Below are 23,059 nucleotides of genomic sequence, written 5' to 3'. Positions count from 1 at the left end.
AGTGACTGGAGTACGCATGGCCCTCGACGTCGACGCCGTCCGCGCGCAGATCCCCGCCCTGAAGTCGGGCACCGCCCGCTTCGACGCGCCCGGCGGCACCCAGACCCCGCAACCGGTCATCGACGCCATCACCGACGCACTCGCCAACCCGCTGGCCAACCGGGGGCGGACCACGGAGGGTGAGCGCAACGCGGAGGCCATCGTCACCGCCGCCCGGGAGGCGCTGGCCGACCTGCTGGGCGCGCGACCGCGCGGCATCGTGTTCGGCCGCAGCGCCACCCAACTCGTGTACGACCTGTCCCGTACGCTCGCCAGGACCTGGGACACGGGTGACGAGGTGGTCGTCAGCCGGCTGGACCACGACGCCAACATCCGCCCCTGGATCCAGGCGGCGGACGCGGTCGGCGCCACCGTCCGATGGGCGGACTTCGACCCGGCCACCGGCGAGCTGCACCCCGAGGACATCGAAGCCGTGCTGTCGGCGCGGACCCGGCTGGTGGCCGTCACCGCCGCCTCCAACCTCATCGGCACCCGTCCCGACGTACCCGCGATAGCCGCCCTCGCCCACCGTGCCGGGGCCCTGCTGCACGTCGACGCGGTGCACTACGCCTCCCATGCCGCGGTCGACCTGACCGCGCTGGGCGCGGACACCCTGGTCTGCTCGCCGTACAAGTTCCTCGGCCCCCACCTCGGCGTCCTCGCGAGCAGCCCGGAACTCCTCGAGACCCTGCGCCCCGACAAGTTGGCGCCCTCCACCGACGTCGTCCCCGAACGCTTCGAACTGGGCACACTTCCCTACGAGTTGCTCGCGGGCGCCCGTGCGGCCGTGGACTTCCTCGCCGGCCTGGCACCGGAGGCGTCCGGCAGCCGCCGGGAACGTCTGGAGGCTGCTTTCACGGCGATCGAAGGCCATGAGGACATCCTGCGAGCCCGTATCGAGCGCGGGCTGGCCGACATCCGCGGACTCACCGTGTACTCGCGGGCCGAACGGCGTACGCCCACCCTGCTGTTCCGTGTGGACGGCCGTGAGTCGGCGGCCGTCTCGGCACACCTGGCAGAGCACGGCGTCGACGCCCCGGCCGGTACGTTCTACGCGGCGGAGGCCGCGCGTCGGCTGGGGCTCGCGGACGTGGGCGGAGTACGGGTCGGGCTCGCGCCGTACACCAGCATCGAGGACGTGGACCGGCTGCTCGAGGCGTTGGGGAACATCCGCCCCTGACTCACATACTCGGCAGAGTGCGTTCGCGGCTGAGGGGCGCATGGAGGGCGGGCGTGAGCCCTGTACGCGCCCCCGCGTGGCTGGGGACAATGCGCCATGTCAGCGTTCAAGTGGCCGAAGCGCGGTGCCCGTTCCGCTCCACGCCACGTCTCCGGGAAAGCAGGTCGGCCGCCGTGTTGTTGCGTCTGCCCACATCCGTGTCCGAAGCGCAGGAGTGCCTGACCGAGGGAGCGGTCCCGGTGGGCGGGGCGACGCTCGTGTGGGCCACCTGGCAGCGGGACGGCTTCCCCGAGCAGGCAATGTCGCTGCGTGAGGTGCCGGAGGCCAGGGTCGTCGACCGGGAGGCGCTGGGCGCGGCCGTACTGCTGAACCAGATCGACGAACGGCTGCCGGAGGTACTGCGACGGGCGGCCGCCACCATAGGCACCGGCGCCGTGCGCCGCGCTGCCACGGTCGGCGGCAACCTCGTCGGCAGCACGCTGCGTTGTCTGCTGCCCGCGGCGTACGTGCTGGACGCCCGGGCAGTGGTGCTGGCGGTGGACGGGACCTACGAGACGGACCTTGCGGAGGTCGTGGCCAAACGTCCTCTGCTGCTCGGCCTGCGCTGGCGCGAACCGGTCGTCAGCGGGTACCGCAAGCTGGCGGGCGAAGCGGGCGGACCGCCGCCCCTCGTCGTCGCCTGCGCGGTGCATGCCGAGGAGGGCGGCCGGCACCGTCTTCGTGTCGCCGTCCGCGACGGCTACGAGGTGCTCAGCGACGACACGACCTGTGCTGTGGGCGCCGACGTCGACCAGGTGCTCCGGGCCCTGCGTGGCACGACACTCGGTGCGCTGCCCGCCACCGCCTGGGACGTGGTCCACGAGCAGGTGACCGACCTGCTGGCCAGGGCCACCGACCGCTGAGGCGGGCGCCGGTCCGGACCACCGACCGCTGACGCGGGGTCAGCCGCGGTGTCCGGGTATGCGCGGTAGCCGCAGTCGTCGCGGTGTCCGCTGTCTTCGCGTGCGCGCGCCGAGGGGTGTTGAGGGGTGACGAACATCCCTCTCGGAGCATCCGCTGTTTGCAGATGCCATGAGCGAGCAGACGGCCTCCTGAGTCCCGCGCACGAAGGCAGAAAGGTACGTCTCATGGTGGCCACTGAGCCCGATCCCGTCGAGGCCGCCGCCCCTCCCGGAGCCGTCAGACGTCACCGCACCCTCTTCAGGGCGGTACGACGCCGCAGGAACCCGCCCCTTCGGCGGACCGACATCACGGTCACCGACGAGGCCGCCGTCAAGCGCGCCGTGCAGGCGGCCTCGCTCGGCAACGCCATGGAATGGTTCGACTTCGGCATCTACAGCTACCTCGCCGTCACCATCGGGCACGTGTTCTTCCCGTCCGGGAACGACACCGTCCAGCTCCTGTCGTCCTTCGCGACATTCGCGGTGTCCTTCCTGGTACGGCCGCTCGGCGGCATGGTCTTCGGGCCGTTGGGGGACAAGATCGGCCGCAAGAAGGTCCTCGCGACAACCATGATCATGATGGCTGTCGGCACCTTCGCCATCGGGCTGATCCCGTCGTACACCACGATCGGCTTCTGGGCCCCGGTGCTGTTGATCCTCTTCCGCCTCGTCCAGGGGTTCTCCACGGGCGGTGAGTACGGCGGTGCGTCCACCTTCATCGCCGAGTACGCGCCCGACCGGCGGCGCGGCTACTTCGGCAGCTTCCTCGAACTGGGCACGCTGGCCGGGTATGTGGGCGCGGCCGGTCTGGTGACGGCCCTCACCACGCTGCTGGGCGACGGCGGAATGCAGTCATGGGGCTGGCGCGTGCCGTTCCTGGTGGCCGGGCCGATCGGGCTGGTCGGCCTGTACCTGCGGCTGCGGCTGGACGAGACACCGGCGTTCCAGAAGCTGGCCGGCAACTCCGCCGGCAAGGCCTCCGACGCCGCGTCCACCGTCGAGACCACGGCCAAGGGCGACGTGGCCAGGATCTTCCGGGACCACTGGCCGACGCTGATCCTGTGCGTCTGTCTGGTCGGTGCCTACAACATCACGGACTACATGATCCTTTCGTACATGCCCACGTACCTGTCCGACGAGATGGGGTACTCCGAGGCGCACGGCCTGCTGATCCTGATCGCCACCATGGTGGTGCTGATGCTCGTGATCAGTCAGGTCGGCAGGCTCTCGGACCGGTGGGGACGCAAGCCCCTGCTCATGACGGGGATGCTCGGCTTCCTCCTCCTGTCCATACCGGCGTTTCTGCTGGTCGGGCAGGGGAGCCTGGTGGCTGTCTCGGCAGGCATGCTGATGCTGGGTCTGTCTCTGGTGTGCATGCTCGGCACCATGTCCGCCGCGCTGCCCGCGCTCTTCCCGACGCACGTGCGCTACGGTTCCCTGTCCATCGGCTACAACCTCGCCGCCTCCCTGTTCGGCGGGACGACACCCCTGGTGATCACGGCGCTGATCTCCGTGACCGGGACCGACATGATGCCCGCGTACTACGCGATGGCCGCGGCCCTGGTGGGTGTCGTCGCGGTGGCCTGTATGAAGGAGACGGCACGGCAGCCGCTGGAGGGTTCGCCGCCCTCGGTGGAGACGGCCCGGGAGGCCGCGGAACTCGTGGCGAGCAGGGCACCGGCACCGAGGTTCTGACAGCGGGGCCCGGCGGTTCGCGGCGTGGACCACCAAGTCCGCGCCGCGAACCGGCCTTTGTCTCTCAGATCTCCAACTCGTTCTCGATCCTGCGCAGTTGGTGGCGGGCCATGGCCAGGTTGGCCCTGCCGGAGTCCAGTACGAGGTAGAAGAACAAGCCCTGGCCCGTACGCCCCTTGATCAGGCGGATCAGGTGGTACTGCGTGTCCAGGGTGATCAGGATGTCCTCGATCTCCTCCTTCAGACCCAGGTGTTCGATGGTGCGCAGCTTGGCGCGGACGACGTCCGTGTTGCCGGCCGCGGCGACCTCGAGGTCGAACTCCTTGCTGCCGCCGAGCGTGCCGAGGGCCATGCCGCTCGTGTGGTCCACGAGGGCTGCCGCGGTCGCGCCGTCGATCGAACTCAGGCATTCCTTGAGCGAGGTCTCGAGGTTGGGCATGAGCTTGTCCTTTCCTGCGGTGGCGGAGGTCGGGCGGTGCGGTGGTGCGGCCGGTGGGGGCGTGTCGTCGACGCCCGTCGGACGGCCCGCGGCGCGGAGGCGCCCGGGCCTGGTGCCGTGGTGTGTCTACTCGCCGGTGTCCGGCCGCAGTCGCGGCCGCGACTGTCTGGGCAGGCGCACGGGCAACGTGCCGAGGGTGCGGCCCTGCGCCGGCGGGGCGATGTCGTCCAGGGCCGATGCCGGGCGGCGGTCGCGGCCCTGGGCCTGGGCGTCGAGGTGGGCCGCCACGAGCTCCGCGATCCGGGCCCCGCTGCGCCGGCCCTCCAGATGCAGCCGGCCGACGTTGGCCCGGCCGTCGGCCAGCAGTGTCAGTACGGCGGAGGGGCCGGCCGCGTAGGTGGCGACGTAGCCCTGCTTTCCCCGCATCAGCAGCTCGCAGAACTCCCCGCGCCGGGCCGTGTCCGCCAGGCGGTGGGCGATGCCGAGGGCGGCGGCCGTGAGGGCGGCGAGACCCTCGGGCTCCACGCCGGACATGTCCTGCGCGAGGACGAGACCGTCGGCGCTGGCCGCCAGGGACCCCGTCAGCTGCGGCATCCGGGTACGCAGCCCGCGTAACTCGTTGAGGACTTCGGCTTCGACGGCCATGACCAGTCTCCTTTCGGCACGCCGGCGCGCGCGGATCACAGGGCCTCCAGGGCGTCGCGTAAGCGCCGGAGCAATGCGGTGTCGGGCTCTTGCTGAGGCGCGGCCTGCGGCGGCAGACCGGCGGGGGCCGGCCCGGTCGCCCGGGACGTGGCGGTCACGAGTCCGTCGGCCGCCAGCCGGCGCAGTTCGACGAGGGTCGGGTAGGTGCGGCAGGCCAGGGTCGCCGCTATCTCCGCCGCCGTACGCACTCCGTCGACCTGCGCCAGTATCCGGCGCCTGCGCACGGGCAGCGCCCCGGTGGCGGCGTCCGGCACCCGGACGAGCGGGGCGCTGTCGAGGTCGGGTTCCGGCCAGATGAGCTGGAGCCGGTCACGCCGCCGCCGGGACTCCCGGACGACGGTGTCGACCGCCACGGACCGCACGGCACCCAGCCAGTGCGCCGCACCGGGGCGGAACCGCGGCGGACGACCGACGGCCCCCAGCGCGAAGTACGCGGCGTCGAACAGTGCCCCCAGATGGCACAGTTCCAGCGCTCCAGCGGCCAGCCGTCCGCTGTCCACCAGTTGACGGCCCACCCGCCGGTCGGCCCCCGCCTCCTCGAGTGCCTCGTGCCAGCCGAGCGCGTCCACGACACCGCTCCCGGTGAGGAGGACTCCGAGGTCGGGGGAGAGCGGGGAGTCGACGTGGGTGACGCCTCCCGCGCTGAGGAAGAACGTGCCCCGTTCGCTGGACAGGGCTCCGGTGGCGCGGTCGGCGGCGAGGAGGGCGAGCGAGTCGAGAACCGTGGCCGCGAGATGTGTGGACGTCATCCGAGAACCAGACGGTCGGCCGTCTCGGCCAGGCGGATGCGGGCCAGCGCGAGGTTCCCGGCGGCACGGTCGAGCCACAGGTGCAGGAAGACGCTGCTGTCGAACGGCGTGGCGATGAACCTGATCACGTGGTACGAGTCCGGGGTCGTCACGACCAGGTCCTCCACTGGAGGCGGACCGCCGGGCGTCGCCGGATCACCGCCGTTGCGGGTGAAGGCGCCGCCTTCCAGCGCGGAGCGGGCGAACTCCGCGGTCTCGGTGGCCGTCACCTCGTGGTCCCCGCTCGACGCCTCGCCCACCGCTCCCAGGGAGAGCCCGCTGATCCAGTCGACCACCGAAGCGCCCCGTGCGCCGGTCACGCGCATGGCGTCGAGCAGACTCTCGTCGATTCCGGGCACGCCGAATCCCTCCCCGCGCGGCTACCTCGACTGTGACGTCGACACTACGGAAAGTGGTGGCGCGAGGTGAGAGCTTTGGCATTTTCCACTGGAACATGCGCGATTTCGACCATGCCCGACCCCATACCCCGCGGTATCCGGCGGAGTCGACACTCGACGCGTGGGTATACGACAGACGCCTCGACCACCGGCCGAGGCGGACCATGGAAGGGAAGACACGTGAAGGTTGCGCCCGACGCCCGGGTCATCGCCGCGGGGGATCTGAACGACACCCACGTGGGCGAGCGCTTTTCGTACGAGAACGCGGAGGGGGTCGCCTTCCACGCGCGCATCGCCTTCGTCGAAGTCCGGCACGACCTCGTCAACGTCACCCTCGACGGCGTGGTGCACGAGGGGAACTCGGTCGTTCTCGGCCTTCGCCCCGAGGAGGAGCTGCACTTCACGCCCTGACGAGCGCCCTGGGACCACCAGGAAAAAGCCGAGGCCGGCCGTCACCGGCCGGCCTCGGCGTCATGTCGGACGGGGTCGGGACCTCACCCGGCGTCCGGACCTCAGACGAGGTCGAACCGGTCCAGGTTCATGACCTTGTCCCACGCCTTGACGAAGTCCTTCACGAACTTCTCCTTGGCGTCGTCGCTCGCGTAGACCTCGGCGAGCGCGCGCAGCTCGGAGTTGGAGCCGAAGACCAGGTCGGCACGGCTGCCGGCCCACTTGACCTCGCCGGAGTCGGCGTCGCGGCCCTCGAACGTGTTCTGGTCCTCGGACGTCGCCTTCCACGTCGTCCCCAGGTCGAGCAGGTTGACGAAGAAGTCGTTCGTCAGCGAGCCCGGGGTCGTGGTGAGGGCGCCGAGCTGCGACTGCTGGTAGTTCGCGCCCAGGACACGCAGGCCGCCGACGAGGACGGTCAGCTCGGGGGCGCTCAGGGTCAGCAGGTTCGCCCGGTCGAGCAGCAGGTACTCGGCCGGCAGCCGGTTGCCCTTGCCGAGGTAGTTGCGGAACCCGTCGGAGGTCGGCTCGAGCGCGACGAACGACTCCACGTCGGTCTGCTCCTGCGACGCGTCCACCCGGCCCGCGGTGAAGGGGACCTGGACCTCGAAGCCGGCCTCCTTGGCGGCCCGCTCGACCGCCGCGGCACCGCCCAGCACGATCAGGTCGGCCAGCGAGACCTTCTTGCCGCCGGAGTTGAACTCGTCCTGGATTCCCTCCAGGGTGCGCAGCACCTGCGCCAGCTGGTCGGGCTCGTTGACCTCCCAGCCGCGCTGCGGCTCGAGACGGATGCGGGCACCGTTGGCGCCGCCGCGCTTGTCGCTGCCGCGGAAGGTCGAGGCGGACGCCCAGGCGGTGGAGACCAGCTGCGAGACGGTCAGGCCCGAGTCGAGGAGCTTGGCCTTCAGGGCCGCGATGTCCTCGGCGCCGATGACCTCGCCCTCGGCCTCCGGCAGCGGGTCCTGCCACACCAGGGTCTCCTGGGGGACCTCCGGGCCCAGGTACAGCGACTTCGGGCCCATGTCACGGTGGGTCAGCTTGAACCAGGCGCGGGCGAAGGCGTCCGCGAACTGGTCGGGGTTCTCGTAGAAGCGCCGCGAGATCTGCTCGTAGACCGGGTCGAAGCGGAGCGAGAGGTCGGTCGTGAGCATCGTCGGGGCGTGGCTCTTCGACGGGTCGTGGGCGTCGGGGATGGTGCCCGCGCCCGCCCCGTCCTTGGCCACCCACTGGTGGGCGCCGGCGGGGCTGGTGGTCAGCTCCCACTCGTAGCCGAACAGGTTCTGGAAGAAGCCGTTGCTCCACTGGGTCGGCGAGCTGGTCCAGGTGACCTCCAGGCCACTGGTGATCGCGTCGCCGCCCTTGCCGGTGTTGTAGGTGCTCGCCCAGCCGAGGCCCTGCGCCTCGATCGGGGCGGCCTCGGGGTCGGCGCCGACGTTGTCCGCCGGGCCGGCGCCGTGGGTCTTGCCGAAGGTGTGGCCGCCCGCGATCAGGGCGACGGTCTCCTCGTCGTTCATCGCCATCCGGCGGAACGTCTCACGGATGTCGCGGGCCGCCGCGAGCGGGTCCGGGTTGCCGTTGGGGCCCTCCGGGTTGACGTAGATGAGGCCCATCTGGACCGCGCCGAGCGGGTTCTCCAGCTCGCGGTCGCCGGTGTAGCGCTGGTCGTCGAGCCAGGTGGTCTCGGGACCCCAGTAGACGTCCTCCTCGGCCTCCCAGACGTCGGCGCGGCCGCCGCCGAAGCCGAAGGTCTCGAAGCCCATCTGCTCCAGGGCGACGTTGCCGGTGAGGATCATGAGGTCGGCCCAGGAGATGCTCTGGCCGTACTTCTTCTTGACCGGCCACAGCAGACGGCGGGCCTTGTCCAGGTTGCCGTTGTCCGGCCAGCTGTTGAGGGGGGCGAAGCGCTGCTGACCGGCTCCGGCGCCGCCGCGGCCGTCGCTGATGCGGTAGGTGCCCGCGCTGTGCCAGGCCATACGGATCATCAGCGGGCCGTAGTTGCCGAAGTCGGCGGGCCACCAGTCCTGCGAGGTGGTGAGAACCTCGGCGATGTCCTGTTTCACGGCCGCGAGGTCGAGGGCCTGGAAGGCCGCCGCGTAGTCGAACTCCTCACCGAGCGGGTTCGCCACGGCGGGGTTCTTGGCGAGGATCTTCAGGTTGAGCCGCTCCGGCCACCACTGACGGTTTCCGCCGCCCTGGGTGGGGTGCGCGGCGCGCCCGTGCGCGACCGGGCAGCCACCGGCCTCCTCCGTCTTCGCGTCCGTGACGATCGCGTCGTGGTTCTCGGTCATGGGAATCCTTCCGAACGGGGTGGATCAGGGTGCTGAACCGGGGGCGGTGGAACAGTCGGGGCACAGGCCCCAGTAGATGACCTCGGCCTCGTCGATCGCGAAACCGCGGTCGTCGGACGCGGCGAGGCAGGGCGCATGGCCGACCGCGCAGTCGACGTCGGCGACGACGCCGCACGAGCGGCACACGAGATGGTGGTGGTTGTCCCCGACGCGTCCTTCGAACCGGGCGGCGCTGCCGGGCGGCTCGAGCCGGCGGACGAGGCCCGCCGTGGTGAGGGCGTGCAGCGCGTCGTAGACGGCTTGCAGGGATATGTGGCCCACGCGGTCACGTACCCCGGAGGCGATCGCCTCGACATCGAGGTGGTCACCGCTCCGGACGGTCTCGAGCAGCGCGACGCGGGCGGCCGTCACCCGCAGGCCGGCACCGCGCAGCTCCTCGGCGGTGGTCGGGGTCCGGGATGCGGTCATGGCGTCGAACCTATCGGCATTAAGACGAATGATTCAAGAGAACGAAGCGTTCAAGTTTGGTGTCGCGCCGGAGAACGGCCGCCCGGTCGGCCGGCGGTGCCGAGCGGTCGTACACGTGCGCTATGCTGGATCTTGAGCGGTCACCGGAAATCCGGCGCCCGGTCTCGCGTTGGTGGTCCAAGGAAAGACGCCCCGCTTCCCGCGGGGAAATGCAGGTGCAAGGCCTGCCCGGCGCTCCGCACACGAACCCCATCCCCCTGATTCACGGGATGGGGTTCGTCGTATGTGCGCTCCGTCGGATCGTGGCGCGCGCCTACGCCGGCAGCCTGGACGTCGACCTGTACGCGGTGAGACAGCCGTCTTTGTCCCGTCAGGGATGGTATTTCGCCCTTCTGTGCGGTTCGTTCTTGATCGCCTTATGCTGATACGGGGAGGGCTCTGGCAGTCGACAGCCGGTCCTGTGCCGGCGGGAAGCAGGCTTCCATGGCTGAGCGATTCAAAAGGACAGGGTTGATAGGCGAGGTGTCGGCCGAGTTCGCGGGCACGATGATCCTCATCCTCTTCGGCTGCGGCGTGGTCGCCCAGGTCGTCGCCGGTGGAGCGCTCACGACGCCGCCGGGAGGCCTCGGGAACCACGACAGCATCGCCTGGGCGTGGGGACTCGGCGTCACCCTCGGTGTCTACGTCGCGGCACGGCTGAGCGGCGCGCACCTCAACCCCGCGGTCACGGTCGCGCTCGCCACGTTCAAGGGGTTCCCCTGGAGCAAGGTGGCGCCCTACGCGCTGGCCCAGACGGCCGGCGCCTTCGCGGCGGCCCTCATCGTGCGCTGGAACTACACCGAGGCGCTGGCGAAGGCCGACCCCGGACACACCATCAAGACGCAGGGAGTTTTCTCCACCCTCCCCGCCAACGGCAACCCGAATCTGCCGGTCCACGAGTGGGGAGCGTTCCGCGACCAGGTCATCGGCACCGCGATCCTGCTGCTGCTGATCCTCGCCGTCACGGACCTGCTCAACACACCCCCCGGCGCCAACCTGGCTCCGTTCATCGTCGGTCTGATCGTCGTGGCGATCGGCATGGCCTGGGGCACCAACGCCGGCTACGCCATCAATCCGGCGCGTGACTTCGGACCGCGACTGGCAAGCTACTTCACGGGTTACGGAACAGCATGGCGAGATCAGTACGGCAACTTCTACTTCTGGGTGCCGATCATCGGTCCCCTCGTCGGCGGCCTGCTCGGCGCCGGCCTGTACAAGACCTTCATCGGCCGGTTCCTGCCCACGGCGGAGCCGGAGCCTCCCGGGCGCGTCCCGGCACCCGAGGAATGACACTGACACCCAGAGCAGAGGCGGCAACCCATGGCTGACTTCGTGGGCGCGGTGGACCAGGGGACCACCAGCACCCGTTTCATGATCTTCGACCACTCGGGCAACGAGGTGGCGAAGCACCAGTTGGAGCACGCCCAGATCCTTCCGCGTTCCGGCTGGGTCGAGCACGACCCGGTGGAGATCTGGGAGCGCACCAACTCCGTGATGCAGAACGCCCTGCGGCACGGAAACCTCTCCCCGGAGGATCTGGCGGCGATCGGCATCACCAACCAGCGGGAGACCACCGTCGTGTGGGATCCACGCAACGGACGCCCCTACTACAACGCCATCGTCTGGCAGGACACCCGCACCGACTCCATCGCCGCGGCCCTGGAGCGCTCGGGTCAGGGCGAGGTCATCCGGCGCAAGGCCGGGTTGCCGCCGGCGACGTACTTCTCCGGCGGCAAGATCCAGTGGATCCTGGAGAACGTCGACGGTGTCCGTGCGGCGGCCGAGGAAGGGCACGCCCTCTTCGGCAACACGGACGCGTGGGTCCTGTGGAACCTGACGGGCGGCCCCGACGGTGGCATCCATGCCACCGACGTGACCAATGCCAGCCGCACCATGTTGATGGACCTCGAAACCCTCGACTGGGACGACGAGTTGCTCGGCTTCTTCGACATCCCCCGGGCGATGCTGCCGACCATCAACGCCTCGTCCCACCGGGAGGCGTTCGGTGTGACGCGCACGTCCCGGCCGCTGCGCGCGCCGATCCCCATCTGTGGGGTGCTCGGCGACCAGCAGGCGGCCACGGTCGGACAGGTCTGCTACGCGCCGGGCGAGGCCAAGAACACCTACGGCACCGGCAACTTCCTGGTGCTCAACACCGGTACGGAGCTGGTCCGTTCACAGCACGGCCTGCTCACCACCGTGGCCTACCAGTTCGGGGACAGCCCCGCGATCTACGCCCTGGAGGGTTCCATCGCGGTCACCGGATCCGCGGTGCAGTGGCTGCGCGACCAGATGAAGATCATCTCGAGCGCGGCCGAGAGCGAGACGCTGGCCCGTACGGTCGAGGACAACGGGGGCATCTACTTCGTCCCCGCGTTCTCCGGCCTGTTTGCTCCGTACTGGCGCTCCGACGCCCGCGGCGCGATCGTCGGCCTGGCCCGCTACAACGACAACGGGCATCTCGCCCGGGCGACTCTGGAGTCCATCTGCTACCAGAGCCGTGATGTCGTCGAGGCCATGGAGCAGGACTCCGGTGTCCACCTCGACGTGCTCAAGGTCGACGGCGGTGTCACGGCGAACGACCTGTGCATGCAGATCCAGGCCGACGTTCTCGGCGTACCGGTCAGCCGCCCCGTCGTCGCCGAGACCACCGCGCTCGGCGCCGCGTACGCGGCGGGACTGGCCACCGGGTTCTGGCGTGACACCGACGAACTGCGCACCCACTGGCAGGAGTCCAAGCGCTGGGAGCCCCAGTGGTCCGACGACCAGCGCGCGGAGGGTTACGCGGGCTGGAAGAAGGCGGTGGAGCGCACGCTCGACTGGGCCAAGGTCGAATAGGTCCGCGGGAAGCGACCAGGCCCGCGGGAGGCACCAGGACCGCGGGAGGCACGGGAACCGGACGGGGTGTGTCGGACGGGCGGCTGAGGTCGTCGTCCGACACACCCCGTCGCCCTGCTCACGATGCGGAAGTCGGCACGTGGGCGTGAGTTGAGCAAGTCGGCATGAGTGAGGGTCCGGGGCGACGAACACCCCGGACCCTCACTCACCTTGCCGTTCCGCGGCCGGGAGGCGTCAGCGGTGGTGGCAGTCCCAGTGGGCCTTCACCCACACCTTCTCCCAGTGGGCGGGCACGTAGACCCACTTGAAGTGGTGGTGGCTCCAGTGACCCGGGTGCCAGTTGCCGTTCTGGTCGTGGTGACCCTTGTGCCAGGTGTCGTGGTGGAACCACTTCTTCTCCCAGTGGCCCTTCACCCACTTCTTCTCCCAGTGGCCCTTCTTCCACTCGCACTTGTCGTGGTGGTCGCTGGTCACCACGGATGTGGCGGACGTCGGCGTCGGAGCCGCGACGGCCGTGCCGGACATGCCGAGTGCGGCGCCGCCGGCAAGCAGACCTGAAGCGGCGGCACCGGCCAGCAGGCGCCGGACCTGGATGGATGTGGTCATCGGACTCACCTCCCTCAGAAAGTCGGCAGTTCGGGTACAGCGGGAGCCGTACGAGCATCTTCGAGCCGGACAGGGTTGCCGACTCCTGCGTGGCTCTCGCCGTGGTGGACACAAGGCATTCGGAGCGACGAGAGTGACGTATGAAGATCTTTCATCATAATTCGGTAGATAAGGGATTTCTTGTTGACGGGCGGCCATACGCGGCGCCGCGCGGCTACGAATACCTGACAGCGGCGGGAACCGCCCGCCGCGCCGGCCCCGGGAAGCCGGCCGGTCGGACGGACCCGCCGCGCTGCGGAGGCGGCTGACAGGCCGCACAGTCGATCCAGTGGGACCGGAGCGAACGTACGAGACGGATTGTGGGACGGATGTCCAACACCGGACAGGGCGGACACGGCCCGGCGCGTAGGCCTTCCGGGGACGCACGCCTGGACGGCCTGCTCACCCGGGTGGCCACGGGCGACCAAGCGGCGTTCGCGGACGTCTACGACGCTCTCGTGCGGCCGGTCAAGGGCCTGGTCTGCCGAGTGCTGCGGGACGAGTCGCAGGCGGAGGAGGTGACGCAGGACGTGATGGTCGAAGTCTGGCGCACCGCCGGCCGTTACCGCCCCGAGCTGGGCGCCGCGCGTGCCTGGGTGTTCACCCTCGCGCACCGACGAGCCGTCGACCGGGTACGGCATGCCCAGGCGGGCGCGTCACGCGAGCGGCGCAGCGCGCTGCTGCAGGAGGACCCGCCCTTCGACCAGGTGTCCGAAGCGGTCGAGCGGCGCGACGAGTGGCGGCGCGTCCGGCGCTGCCTGGCCGCCCTGGAGCGCCACCGGCGCGTACCACTGGTCCTGGCCTACTACCAGGGCATGACCTACCTGGAGGTGGCCGACTGCCTGGCCACCCCGGCCGGCACCGTGAAGTCCAGGATGCGCTCCGGACTGCGGCAGCTGCGCGAGTGTCTGGAGGCCGGGCCATGACCGCCACCGGAGACCCGCACCAGCCCGTCGGAGCGTATGTGCTGCACGCCCTTCCGCCGGACGAGGAAGCCGCCTTCGACAACCATCTGGCCGGTTGTGCCGCCTGCCGTCACGAGGTGGCGGAACTGTCGGCCGTCACGCTGCAACTCGCCGCGGCCGAGGACGCCGTCCCGTCCTCCGGGCTGCGGGAGCGCGTCCTCGACCAGATCGGCCGTACCCGGCAGGAACACACTCCGAGCCACACCCCCCGCCGGTGGCGAGCCCTTCGGGTGGCTCTGGCCGCCTGCCTCGCCGTCACTGTCGGGCTGGGCGGTGTCGCCGTGTGGCAGTACACGCGCGCCGATGACGCCCGCGCCGAACTCGCCCGCGAGGAGGCGGGCAGCTCCGCCCTCACCGACATCCTCGCCGCACCGGACGCGACGGTCAGCACCCGCACACTGGCCGACGGCGGCCGGGTGAGCGTGGTGGCCTCCCGTACGCAGGGCCGGGCCGCCGCCATCGCCACCGGGCTCCCACGCCTCGGCGGAGCCAAGGTCTACGAACTCTGGTACGCCGCGAAGGCCGGCGACATCCGCCCGGCCGGGCTCCTGCCCGGCTCCGGGGGACAGTACGCGCAGGTACTGGACGGCGATCTCGGCGACGCCAGTGCCGTCGGCATCACCGTCGAACCGGCGAACGGATCGAAGCAGCCCACCAGCGCACCACTCGGCATCATCACCATTCCGGCCTGACGGGCCTTCCAGCCCCCCGGCTCCGGTGTGAGACGGGGTGCGACCCGGACCATCCGCGGACCCCGCTGCCACGAATCACCTGTGAGAGCGAAAAGGGGTGATGGCCCATGGAAGGCGCATACACGTTCCTTCACGTCGGGCCGGCATGCTGCCCGAGCGCCGTACGCAAGGGCATCCGCGAGCAGCTGGCACGGTGGGGAACCAGCGAACTCGCCGACGACGCCACGCTCATCGCCAGCGAGCTGCTGGGCAACGCCATCCGCTACGGCACGCCGCCCGTCGGTCTCACGCTCGACCTCCATGGCGCGCCCGGCGACCGGAGACGGCTGTGGATCGGGGTCACCGACGCGGGACAGGCCTTCGACATCGACCTCGTCCAGGCGCGGTGGAGAAACCCTTCCGCGCGCCTGGGCACGGGAGGCCGGGGCCTTCGTCTGGTCGACGCCCTCTCCCGCGACTGGGGCGACCGGCCCCGTCGTAGCGGCCACACGGTCTGGGCCGAACTCGACTGCGGCACGCGGAGTTGACGGCGTGCCACCGGGGGCCACGCGGCCCCGGTGGTATGCCGGGTGGACGGGGTGCGCGGCGTCAGTGGGTGCGGATGCCCAGGTCGGCGGCGACCGAGTCGGCGCGGACGAAGACCGAGACCGGGAACTGCTCGTCGCAGTACTTGTTCCCGGCCGACACGATGCCCACCACCTTGCCCCCGCTGACCAGTGGCCCGCCCGAGTCGCCCGGGCAGATGCTGTCGGTGGTGCCCGGCCGCGGCATCCCGCACAGCATCGCCGCGGGATCGGTGTCCGCCTCGGTGTACGGCTGACAGTCGGCGACGGGCGAGAGCACCAGTCTGGCCTGCTTCAACCGGGTGCCCGAGACGCCGGGTCCGGTACGCCCCCAGCCGAGCGCGGTCGCCTTCCGACCGTCGGCGACCAGCGCGGCATCGCGCGGGCCGGCGACCGGGATCGTGCGGTACGGCATCGGACGGTCCAGGGTGAGGACCGCGGCGTCGTAGGCGTAGCCGGGTGAGGTGTACCGCGAGTCCAGCCGGTACGACGCCACCCGCCGTACGGTGCCGCCGGTGCCGGCCACCCGCGTACGGCCGCCGATCACGCGCAGCGCGGAGACGTCCCCGGCGTTGTCCACGCAGTGGGCGGCGGTGAGCACCTTGGTGGGCGCGACGAGCGTGCCGCCGCAGAACTGGCTGCCGTCGAGTTCGATCAGCATGGCGTACGGGCGGGCGGCGGTGGTGGCCGGGCCGCCGCCCTTCACCGCGGCGGCGGGGCCGGCGGTGGCCAGCAGCGCTCCCGCGGACAGAACGGCGGTGACGGCGGCCGCGGTGCGCAGCCCGGCGCGCCTGCGCCCGGTGGAACGGAACGGCATGTGGTTTCCCCCTGAACAGCTTCGTGCGTGGCCCCGACGGCACACGCACCCTTGTGGTCGGTGGGGAGGACGCGGCGCGGGCGCGAGCCGGTTTCACGGCGGGTCAGGACTAACGAAGTGGTAACGGGCCGCAACCGTAAGGGGAACTGTCGTGGTCTAGTCCGCCATGAAGATCTCTTTTCTGCTCCACAACGCCTATGGAATCGGAGGCACGATCACCACGACGTTCAACCTGGCCCAGGCCCTGGCCGAGCGGCACGAGGTGGAGATCGTCTCCGTGCTCCGGCACCGGGAGCGCCCCAACTTCAGGCTCGACCCGAAGGTGACGCTGCGGCCGCTGGTGGACCTCAGACAGGAGAAGGAACATCCGTTACACCTGAGACCGGCGAGGGTGTTCCCCCGGGCCGAGTACCGCTACGAGCAGTACAGCGAGCTGACCGACCAGCGCATCGGTGAGTGCCTCGCCACCATCGACGCCGACGTGGTGATCGGCACCCGGCCCGGGCTCAACGTGCACCTCGCGCTCCAGGCCCCGCGACACGTCGTACGCGTCGGGCAGGAACACCTCACCCTCGACAACCATCCGCCACGGCTGCGCAACGCGCTGCGCGGCGCCTACCGCGGGCTCGACGCGCTCACCACGGTGACCGAGGCGGACGCGGCCTCCTACCGGCGCAAGATGGCGCTGCCCGGAGTACTGGTCGAGGCGCTCCCGAACAGCGTGCCGGACCCCCTGCTCCCTCTCGCGGACGGCACGGCCAAGGTGGTCGTCGCGGCCGGTCGTCTGGTCCCGGTGAAACGGTACGACCTGCTCATAGAGGCCTTCGCCGCGGTCGCCGCCGAACGCCCCGACTGGCAGCTGCGCATCTACGGCAAGGGCGAGGAACGTGACCGGCTGAGGCAGCTCATCGAGGACCTGGGACTGTGGAACAACGTGTTCCTGATGGGCCCGGCGGCCCCCATGGAGGCGGAGTGGGTCAAGGGCTCGATCGGTGCGGCGGCCTCCAACTTCGAGCCGTTCGGCATGACGATCGTCGAGGCGATGCGCTGCGGCCTGCCCGTGGTGAGCACCGACTGCCCCTACGGACCCGGTGAGATCATCGCGGACGGGGCCGACGGCCGGCTCGTACCGGTCGGGGACCGCGACGCGCTGGCGGCGGCACTGCTGGAACTCGTCCGCGACGACGACAGGCGCCGCCGTATGGGCCGTGCCGCCGTGGAGAACGCGCGGCGGTTCGCGCCCGTCCCCGTCGTCGAGAAGGCCGAACGCCTCTTCGCTGAGGCGACAGCGGCGAGGAGTGCGGGACGACCGGCGACGCGGGAACGCGCCCGGATGCGACACTCCCTGGTCAGCCGGGGCTTCGCCGCGCGCGACGCGGCGTTCACCGTGACCGGCAATGCGCTGCGCGTGGTGCGGAAGGAACAGCGATGACCAGCGAACAGGACGCGCAGCCACGCGTCGGCTGTACGGCCGACGCGGACGGCCGGATCTCCTTCGACCTGCCGCTCTCCCCGGCTCCGGGCGGGCAGTTGCTGCTTCGGCTGCGTCCGAAGAAGGGACAGCCCGAGACGTTCCTCCACCACCTCGACCTGCGACCCGCCGACAAGGGGGGCCTACGCGCCGTCCTGGACCCGCGGACCGTACTGGAGGAGGGCCGCTGGGACGTGTACCTGCTCAGCGAGCCGGGATCGGCGCGACATCGCCTGCGCCCGGGCCTGCGCGACCTGCGGGCCCTCGTCGACGGACAGCTCCGTGACCGGCTCTCGCCGCTGGCCGTCCGGATTCCCTACGTCACCAGGGGCGGCCATCTCGCCGTACGGGCCTGGCTGCGGTCCGCACACGCCGAGGTCGACCGCGTCGACGTCACGGACCGCTCGATGACGGTCGGGGCACGTCTGCACGGTGCCTCGCTCCGGGAGACGGCGGTCGTGCGCCGGCGTGGCGGCGGAGGCATCGAACGCGCCCTGGAGCCAGTGGCCCGCAACGGCGGCCGGAGCTTCTCCTTCACCGTCGACCACCAGGAGTTGGCCGCGGAGGCGAGCACGGGCAAGGACGTCTGGGACGTCTTCGTCCAGCCCGCGGCGGACGCACCTCTCGTCCGGGTCGCCCGCCTCCTCGACGACCTGGCGGACCGCAAGGATGTGTTCGTCTACCCGACCGTCACCGCCGGCGGCGCAGCCCTGCGCCCCTACTACACGACCGACAACGACCTCTCCGTGGAGGTGACGAAGGCCGGTTGAGTCCGCGGGCGGGCCGGCGCGCCGACGGGGTGCGGCGTGAACCAGCTGGTCGCCGGCACCGGCCACGACCGGCGGCGACCCGGCACAAGCCCGGGCCGCGTACGGCGGCGGCCACCCGGCGTCATGCCGGCCGGGCACGGTTGTGGTGACCCGCGGGGTCGTCCTCGTCCCACGAGGAGGCCGCCCCTGGGCGCGGGAAGAGGCCCACCACCGTCCGGCACGGTGGTTGCGCGGTCGGCCAGGGTGTCTGTCCGTCCGTCAGGGCCACGATGACGTCGGGCCGGGCGCCCGCTCGGAGCGCCCTGGCGAAACCCGTACGCAGGTCCGTACCGCCTCCGCCCACCAGCGGAATCCCCTCACCGCGGCAGAGCGGGTGCACGATCCGTGCCGACGCGTCGCACGGCAGTACGGTGACCAGGTCCCGACGGCCGCCGACGGCCCGGGAGATCGCGGCGACCTCGAGGAGCGCGCTGCCGAGTTCGGCGTCGCTGACCGAGCCCGAGGTGTCGATGATCACGCAGACCCGGGGCGGCCTGCGCCGCAGACCGGGCAGCACGGCTCGGGGCACGCCCGCCGAGCGCCGTGACGGCCGGCCGTAGGTGTAGTCCTGGCCCGCGCCGGCACCGGAGGCCGCCGAGCGGACCGCCGCGCCCAGCAACTCCCGCCACGCCTGCGGTGGATGGAAGGCCTCCTCCGCCCACCGCTGCCATCCCTGCGGGGAGCTTCCCGGACGGCCCTTGATGCCCTGCGCCACCCGGAACCGGACGGCGTCGCGCTCCTGCTCGCTCAGGCCGTGCGCCCCGTCCGCTCCCAGGTCCCAGTCCCGCTCATGTCCGTCGGCGCCGCTGCCGCAGTCCAGCCAGGCCAGGCTCTGTGTGCGCGGCCCGAGCCGGAACCGACGCAGGTAGTCCTCCATGAGCTGCCCGTCCGGCAGCGTGAGGAAGGACGGGTCGACGGCGCCCTCCGGGCGGACCAGCCCGTCACCGAACGCGTCGTCGTTGATCTCGCAGTCCGCCGCGATGTTCATCCGCAGCCGTTCCGCGGGACCGCTCAGCCCGTGCTGTCGTGCGAACCGGTCGCTGCGCGTGTGGTGTTCGCGCAGCAGGTGCGACACCTCGTGGACCCATACGGCGGCCAGTTCCTCCGTCGGCGTGCGGTCGACGAAGGCCGGCGAGACATAGCACCGCCAGTGCCGGTCGACGGCCATGGTGGGTACCCGGCGGGACTCGACGGTGTGCAGGGCGAACAGCGCCGTGGCCAGATAGGGGCGGGCTCGGGCGGCGTGCAGCCGGGCGGCGAAGAGCTTGTCGAGGTCCAGTGTCCCCGGTGCGTCCGCGCTCACCGGCCGGCCTTCGTGGCGAGGTTGGCGCGGGCGGCGGCGTGGTCTGCCCGCCGGGACAGGGACACCACTCCGGTGAGCTTCTCGATCGAGGCGGGAACGTCCCAGTCCTCGCGGCGCAGCGCGGCCAGGGTGGTGGCGGGGACGACCACCAGGTCCGGGGCCCCGGTCTCCACCGCGCGGACCAGGAGTGCCCAGGCGGCGTCCCAGCGGGACTTCTCCGGGCGGTGGCGGACCGCGGCCACCACGCCGTCCAGCGTCGCCTGGCGCAGATCCCCCCGCCGGGGGAGGTCGGCACCCGCGGGGTCGGCGAGCAGCACCTCGGGGTCCGGAAGGTCCATCCGGTCCATGCTCGCCAGCAGTTCCAGGCCTGGACCGTCGCCCACGGTGCCCCGGACCAGCAGGGAGAGCACGTCTCGGGAGGAGCCGGCCGCGGTGGCGAAGGCGACGAGGCGCAGCGTCATCTCCCAGCTGCGGGGTGACGGCCAGGCGCCGCCCCGGCGGGTCTCGCTGCTGGGCAGCCGGTGCACGAGTGCGGGGCGCGCGGCCAGGAGCCCGCACACCGCACGGCGGGCGAAGTCCACCGCCTCCGCCAGCTTTTCCGGCTTCAGTCGCGGAAGTGTCGCCCGGGGCCAGGTCCCACCGAGCCCGCGCACCACGACCTCGTGGTCGTGGGTCCACTGGAGATGTACGAACCGGTTGGCCAGCGGCGGGCTCAGCTCCCAGCCGTCCGCTGCCGAGGACCGGGGATTGGCGGCGGCCACGATCCGCACTCCGGGCGGCAGTTGGAGGGAGCCGATCCGCCGCTCCAGCACCAGCCGGAGCAGGGCGGCCTGAACGGCCGGTGGCGCGGTGGACAGTTCGTCCAGGAACAGCAGCCCCCGCCCGGCCCTCACCAGGCGCACCGCCCAGTCCGGCGGTGCCATCGGCACACCCTGTTCCGCGGGGTCGTCTCCGACGATGGGCAGGCCCGAGAAGTCGGACGGTTCGTGCACGCTGGCGATCACGGTCGTCAGCGGAAGGCCGAGGGTCGCGGCCAGCTGGGTCAGGGCCGCGGTCTTGCCGATCCCCGGCTCACCCCACAGGAGGACGGGCAGATCGGCGGCCACGGCCAGCGTCAGGGCCTCGAGTTGGGGGTCGGGGCGCGGTTCGGTGCTCGCGTCTCGCAGCAGGGTCAGCAACTCGTCGGCGACGTCCAGTTGCGGGGTGTCGGCTGTGTCGAAGGGGGTGACGGGCGCAGTGAACGGGGCATGGTTCGGCATGTTTTTGATCACCTGTGGGTTCGTGGTGAGCGAGTGAAGGCAGGGGACGAGGCCCCTGGTCGGCGAGAGGGGGCTGGGCCGTGCTGGACGCCGGCCGCCCGGCGGGAACGGTCAGCGCCGGGCCAGGCGCGGGGGTGCGCTGCGGTGGCGGGAATCGCGGGGTGCCGGGGGAAAGCGGTCGCGCCCGGATCCGACCAGGCCTGCCCGGAACAGTCCGTGGGCGACCCGCCCCCGGGCGGCCCTCTCGAGCGCGTCCCGCAGCGCGCCGTCGCGCAGCAGTGCCTCGGGCCCGAGCAGGCCCTCGACGACGGCCAGCGCACCGGTGATGTCGCCGTGGTCGAGGCGTTCGCGGACGCCGGTGAGGCAGTCGGGGTGCCGGTGCGCCTCGTCGATGACCCGCAGGCAGGGAAGCGGGGTTCCGGTCAGCGCGACCAGCAGTTCCTCGCGCCGGATCTCCGCCGGATCATGGTCCAGGGGGGCCAGTACGCCCTTGACCAGGGCGATGCGGTGCCGCGCTCCCCGGCACTCCACGAGACGCGGTCGTCCCGCCCGGTCCCGGAGCGCGGGCGGACCGGTCGGTGAGCAGTCCGGTACGAGTGCGGAGGCGACCAGCGGGTGCAGCCGTTCCACTGGAACCGCGCCGGCGCGGAGCAGCCGCAGGTCGGGCAGCACCCAGGTCGCCGCGTCGGGCAGCACCGGCAGCGCGGAGGTGGCGCCACCCGTGAACGCCGGGGCGCTCCGCAGCGCGGGCGGCCCGTCGCCGTCGCCGGGGATCAGGTCCAGTACCAGTCGTCCGGCCCCGGGCCGCACCAGGACCGTACCGGTACGCCGCCGCCCCTCGGCGCGCAGCAGAATCGCCGCCTCGTCGGCCCACCGGTCAAGCGCGACATCGCACCCGTCGGGCAGCATCGCCGTCAACTCCTGTGCCGGTACGGCGGGTTCGGCGTCGTCTGCCCGATCGGCCCCGGAGCGGCCGGGCAGCTCACCGGTTCTGCGGGTGTCCCACAGGTGGCGGTGCAGGTCGAGACGGAACCGCCGGTCGGGATGGGGATGCGGGTGGCGGCGGGCGGTGTCCCCGGGGTGCGTTCCGTCCCACAGTGCCAGGCTGATCCGCTGACCGGCGGCGGCCCAGGCCGGGGGAGTCCGGACCACGAGGTGCACCGGGCCCAGGCCGTCCCGGCCCGGGGTGTCGTACCGGGCCAGGGCGATGGTCAGTCCTGGGCGCAGCAGTCCGTCGGGAGCGATCCTCGGCATGTGCCAGCGCAACAGGTCAGGAGCCAGGTGACGCAGGTCGGCCCGGAGACGGGCCGTGAGTTCACCGCCGTAGGCGCGCGCCACGGCGCGCAGGTGGATATCGACGTCGAAGCGTGCGGCGGCACACGCTCCAGCCCAGTCCCCGGCACGACGGCGGGCGGTCGCGGTCTCGATCATGGATGCCGGCACGGCGAACTCGCGCACGCGCGGCCAGAAGTCGAAGCGGGAATCCTCGTTCGCGGTCCGAGTGAGCATCAGCACTCACCTTGCGCGGACGGGACCCCCAATCTGCCAACACATTGAGTCGTCATCGTGATGACCGTAGCGGCCGGGAGTGTGATCCGCCAGGTATTTCGGTGCGGGCGCCGCCGCCCGTGCGCGGGAGCAGGGGCGGGACCCGCCCACGGCTCGTGGTCAAGGAGGCGTTGTCCTAGGGGAGTTGTACGGGTGGCCTCTGGTGGGAACCAGCCCCGGTGAAGCAAGGTATGGGCGTGGAATGGACTGGTCTCGTCAACACGACGATGGGTGCGCTCATCGCTCTCGCGGCGTCCGCGTTCGCCGAGCGCCGCCGCTGGGCGCGGGAGAGCGAACAGCGCACGAAGGACGATCGCCGTGCCGCGTACATCGCCTTTCTCAACGCCACGGCGGAGGCGAGCGAGATCCTCATCAACATCGCCCGCGGGCACGACCGTGACGAGACGGCGCTCGCCCGGGCCGGGACGGTGCTGCGGGACAGCAGTGTGCTGTCCCGGCGGCTGGAGCTGGCCCTGTTCGCCGAGGACGACGTGCGCGAGGAGGTCAACCGCACCGTCGGTGCGCTGCGGACGTACCGGGACCTCGTGTCGCAGGGGCTGGCGTACGAGGCCGACGAGTTCCAGCGTGCTCGTACCACCTTCAACGAACAGCGCGACCGGCTCACGCAGTTGATGCGCAGGACGCTGTGACACCGGGGGAAGCCGGTGCGCGGTCTGCCGTCGCCCGGCCTTCGGGGGCTGCGGAACGGGGCCGACGCAACC

Annotated in this window: 23 protein-coding genes; 12 read left to right on the top strand and 11 right to left on the bottom strand. The window is 71.4% G+C overall.

Features of this window, described 5'->3' with window-relative positions; all coding sequences use genetic code 11:
* Window positions 1–16 precede the first annotated feature (16 nt).
* The 3 genes from OG985_RS07955 (at window position 17) to proP (ending at window position 3,855) form a co-directional block, all read left to right on the top strand.
* The gene (locus tag OG985_RS07955; protein WP_371667541.1) at window positions 17–1,219 is read left to right on the top strand and encodes a cysteine desulfurase-like protein; all 1,203 of its coding nucleotides are present in this window, start codon (window positions 17–19) and stop codon (window positions 1,217–1,219) included.
* 173 nt (window positions 1,220–1,392) lie between these two features.
* Complete coding sequence (locus tag OG985_RS07950) at window positions 1,393–2,121, top strand: FAD binding domain-containing protein (protein ID WP_371667540.1); 729 nt, start codon at window positions 1,393–1,395, stop codon at window positions 2,119–2,121.
* 225 nt (window positions 2,122–2,346) lie between these two features.
* Window positions 2,347–3,855, top strand: coding sequence for a glycine betaine/L-proline transporter ProP (proP, locus tag OG985_RS07945; RefSeq protein WP_371667539.1), 1,509 nt, complete (start codon window positions 2,347–2,349; stop codon window positions 3,853–3,855).
* Between the two features lie 64 nt (window positions 3,856–3,919).
* Here the strand turns inward: proP and OG985_RS07940 are convergent, their stop codons facing one another.
* The 4 genes from OG985_RS07940 to OG985_RS07925 all read right to left on the bottom strand — a co-directional run bounded on the left by OG985_RS07940 (window position 3,920) and on the right by OG985_RS07925 (window position 6,146).
* Window positions 3,920–4,294: a hypothetical protein gene (locus OG985_RS07940; protein WP_371667538.1), complete on the bottom strand. Its 375-nt coding sequence runs from the start codon at window positions 4,292–4,294 to the stop codon at window positions 3,920–3,922.
* A gap of 126 nt (window positions 4,295–4,420) precedes the next feature.
* Window positions 4,421–4,939: a roadblock/LC7 domain-containing protein gene (locus OG985_RS07935; RefSeq protein ID WP_371667537.1), complete on the bottom strand. Its 519-nt coding sequence runs from the start codon at window positions 4,937–4,939 to the stop codon at window positions 4,421–4,423.
* A 35-nt stretch (window positions 4,940–4,974) separates the two neighbouring features.
* Complete coding sequence (locus OG985_RS07930) at window positions 4,975–5,748, bottom strand: hypothetical protein (protein WP_371667536.1); 774 nt, start codon at window positions 5,746–5,748, stop codon at window positions 4,975–4,977.
* Complete coding sequence (locus OG985_RS07925; RefSeq protein ID WP_371667535.1) at window positions 5,745–6,146, bottom strand: hypothetical protein; 402 nt, start codon at window positions 6,144–6,146, stop codon at window positions 5,745–5,747. Before OG985_RS07925 ends, OG985_RS07930 begins: the two co-directional genes overlap by 4 nt.
* Before the next feature lie 219 nt (window positions 6,147–6,365).
* On the opposite strand from OG985_RS07925, the gene OG985_RS07920 reads away from it, so the two are divergent.
* Entirely contained in the window at window positions 6,366–6,596 is a 231-nt protein-coding gene (locus OG985_RS07920; protein ID WP_371667534.1) for a hypothetical protein, read from the top strand.
* Window positions 6,597–6,697: 101 nt separating this feature from the next.
* Here the strand turns inward: OG985_RS07920 and katG are convergent, their stop codons facing one another.
* Complete coding sequence (gene katG, locus OG985_RS07915) at window positions 6,698–8,920, bottom strand: catalase/peroxidase HPI (protein WP_371667533.1); 2,223 nt, start codon at window positions 8,918–8,920, stop codon at window positions 6,698–6,700.
* 24 nt (window positions 8,921–8,944) lie between these two features.
* Complete coding sequence (locus OG985_RS07910; RefSeq protein ID WP_371667532.1) at window positions 8,945–9,388, bottom strand: Fur family transcriptional regulator; 444 nt, start codon at window positions 9,386–9,388, stop codon at window positions 8,945–8,947.
* 483 nt (window positions 9,389–9,871) lie between these two features.
* Here OG985_RS07910 and OG985_RS07905 point away from each other — a divergent pair, with 483 nt between their 5' ends.
* A complete protein-coding gene (locus tag OG985_RS07905) occupies window positions 9,872–10,717 on the top strand; it encodes an MIP/aquaporin family protein (RefSeq protein WP_371667531.1) in 846 nt (281 codons plus the stop codon).
* A 30-nt stretch (window positions 10,718–10,747) separates the two neighbouring features.
* On the top strand, window positions 10,748–12,265 hold the full coding sequence (gene glpK / locus OG985_RS07900; protein ID WP_371667530.1) for a glycerol kinase GlpK: 1,518 nt from the start codon (window positions 10,748–10,750) through the stop codon (window positions 12,263–12,265).
* A gap of 234 nt (window positions 12,266–12,499) precedes the next feature.
* Here the strand turns inward: glpK and OG985_RS07895 are convergent, their stop codons facing one another.
* The gene (locus OG985_RS07895; protein WP_371667529.1) at window positions 12,500–12,871 is read right to left on the bottom strand and encodes a hypothetical protein; all 372 of its coding nucleotides are present in this window, start codon (window positions 12,869–12,871) and stop codon (window positions 12,500–12,502) included.
* Between the two features lie 368 nt (window positions 12,872–13,239).
* On the opposite strand from OG985_RS07895, the gene sigK reads away from it, so the two are divergent.
* From sigK to OG985_RS07880, 3 genes are all read left to right on the top strand, one after another.
* Window positions 13,240–13,836 carry an ECF RNA polymerase sigma factor SigK gene (gene sigK / locus OG985_RS07890; RefSeq protein ID WP_371667527.1) on the top strand — a complete coding sequence of 199 codons (597 nt, stop codon included), beginning with the start codon at window positions 13,240–13,242 and terminating at the stop codon, window positions 13,834–13,836.
* Window positions 13,833–14,567 (top strand): anti-sigma factor domain-containing protein, encoded by a 735-nt coding sequence (locus OG985_RS07885; RefSeq protein WP_371667525.1) that lies wholly within the window; start codon window positions 13,833–13,835, stop codon window positions 14,565–14,567. Before sigK ends, OG985_RS07885 begins: the two co-directional genes overlap by 4 nt.
* 107 nt (window positions 14,568–14,674) lie before the next feature.
* Window positions 14,675–15,094 carry an ATP-binding protein gene (locus OG985_RS07880; RefSeq protein ID WP_371667523.1) on the top strand — a complete coding sequence of 140 codons (420 nt, stop codon included), beginning with the start codon at window positions 14,675–14,677 and terminating at the stop codon, window positions 15,092–15,094.
* Between the two features lie 61 nt (window positions 15,095–15,155).
* On the opposite strand, the gene OG985_RS07875 is transcribed toward OG985_RS07880, so the two are convergent.
* On the bottom strand, window positions 15,156–15,947 hold the full coding sequence (locus OG985_RS07875; protein ID WP_371667522.1) for a trypsin-like serine protease: 792 nt from the start codon (window positions 15,945–15,947) through the stop codon (window positions 15,156–15,158).
* A gap of 166 nt (window positions 15,948–16,113) precedes the next feature.
* On the opposite strand from OG985_RS07875, the gene OG985_RS07870 reads away from it, so the two are divergent.
* A complete protein-coding gene (locus OG985_RS07870; RefSeq protein ID WP_371667520.1) occupies window positions 16,114–17,379 on the top strand; it encodes a glycosyltransferase family 4 protein in 1,266 nt (421 codons plus the stop codon).
* Window positions 17,376–18,188, top strand: a complete 813-nt coding sequence (locus tag OG985_RS07865) for a transferase (RefSeq protein WP_371667519.1) — start codon at window positions 17,376–17,378, stop codon at window positions 18,186–18,188. Before OG985_RS07870 ends, OG985_RS07865 begins: the two co-directional genes overlap by 4 nt.
* 121 nt (window positions 18,189–18,309) lie before the next feature.
* On the opposite strand, the gene OG985_RS07860 is transcribed toward OG985_RS07865, so the two are convergent.
* The 3 genes from OG985_RS07860 to OG985_RS07850 form a co-directional block, all read right to left on the bottom strand.
* Window positions 18,310–19,530, bottom strand: a complete 1,221-nt coding sequence (locus OG985_RS07860; RefSeq protein WP_371667518.1) for a VWA-like domain-containing protein — start codon at window positions 19,528–19,530, stop codon at window positions 18,310–18,312.
* Entirely contained in the window at window positions 19,527–20,789 is a 1,263-nt protein-coding gene (locus tag OG985_RS07855; protein WP_371667516.1) for an AAA family ATPase, read from the bottom strand. Before OG985_RS07855 ends, OG985_RS07860 begins: the two co-directional genes overlap by 4 nt.
* Before the next feature lie 111 nt (window positions 20,790–20,900).
* Window positions 20,901–22,298 (bottom strand): hypothetical protein, encoded by a 1,398-nt coding sequence (locus tag OG985_RS07850; RefSeq protein WP_371667515.1) that lies wholly within the window; start codon window positions 22,296–22,298, stop codon window positions 20,901–20,903.
* A gap of 236 nt (window positions 22,299–22,534) precedes the next feature.
* On the opposite strand from OG985_RS07850, the gene OG985_RS07845 reads away from it, so the two are divergent.
* Entirely contained in the window at window positions 22,535–22,987 is a 453-nt protein-coding gene (locus OG985_RS07845; protein ID WP_371667514.1) for a hypothetical protein, read from the top strand.
* Window positions 22,988–23,059 lie beyond the last annotated feature (72 nt).

The organism is Streptomyces sp. NBC_00289 (genome assembly GCF_041435115.1).
Classification (GTDB): Bacteria; Actinomycetota; Actinomycetes; order Streptomycetales; family Streptomycetaceae; genus Streptomyces.
Note: the sequence above shows the minus strand (reverse complement) of the source record. Positions and strands in the feature narration are given on the sequence as shown.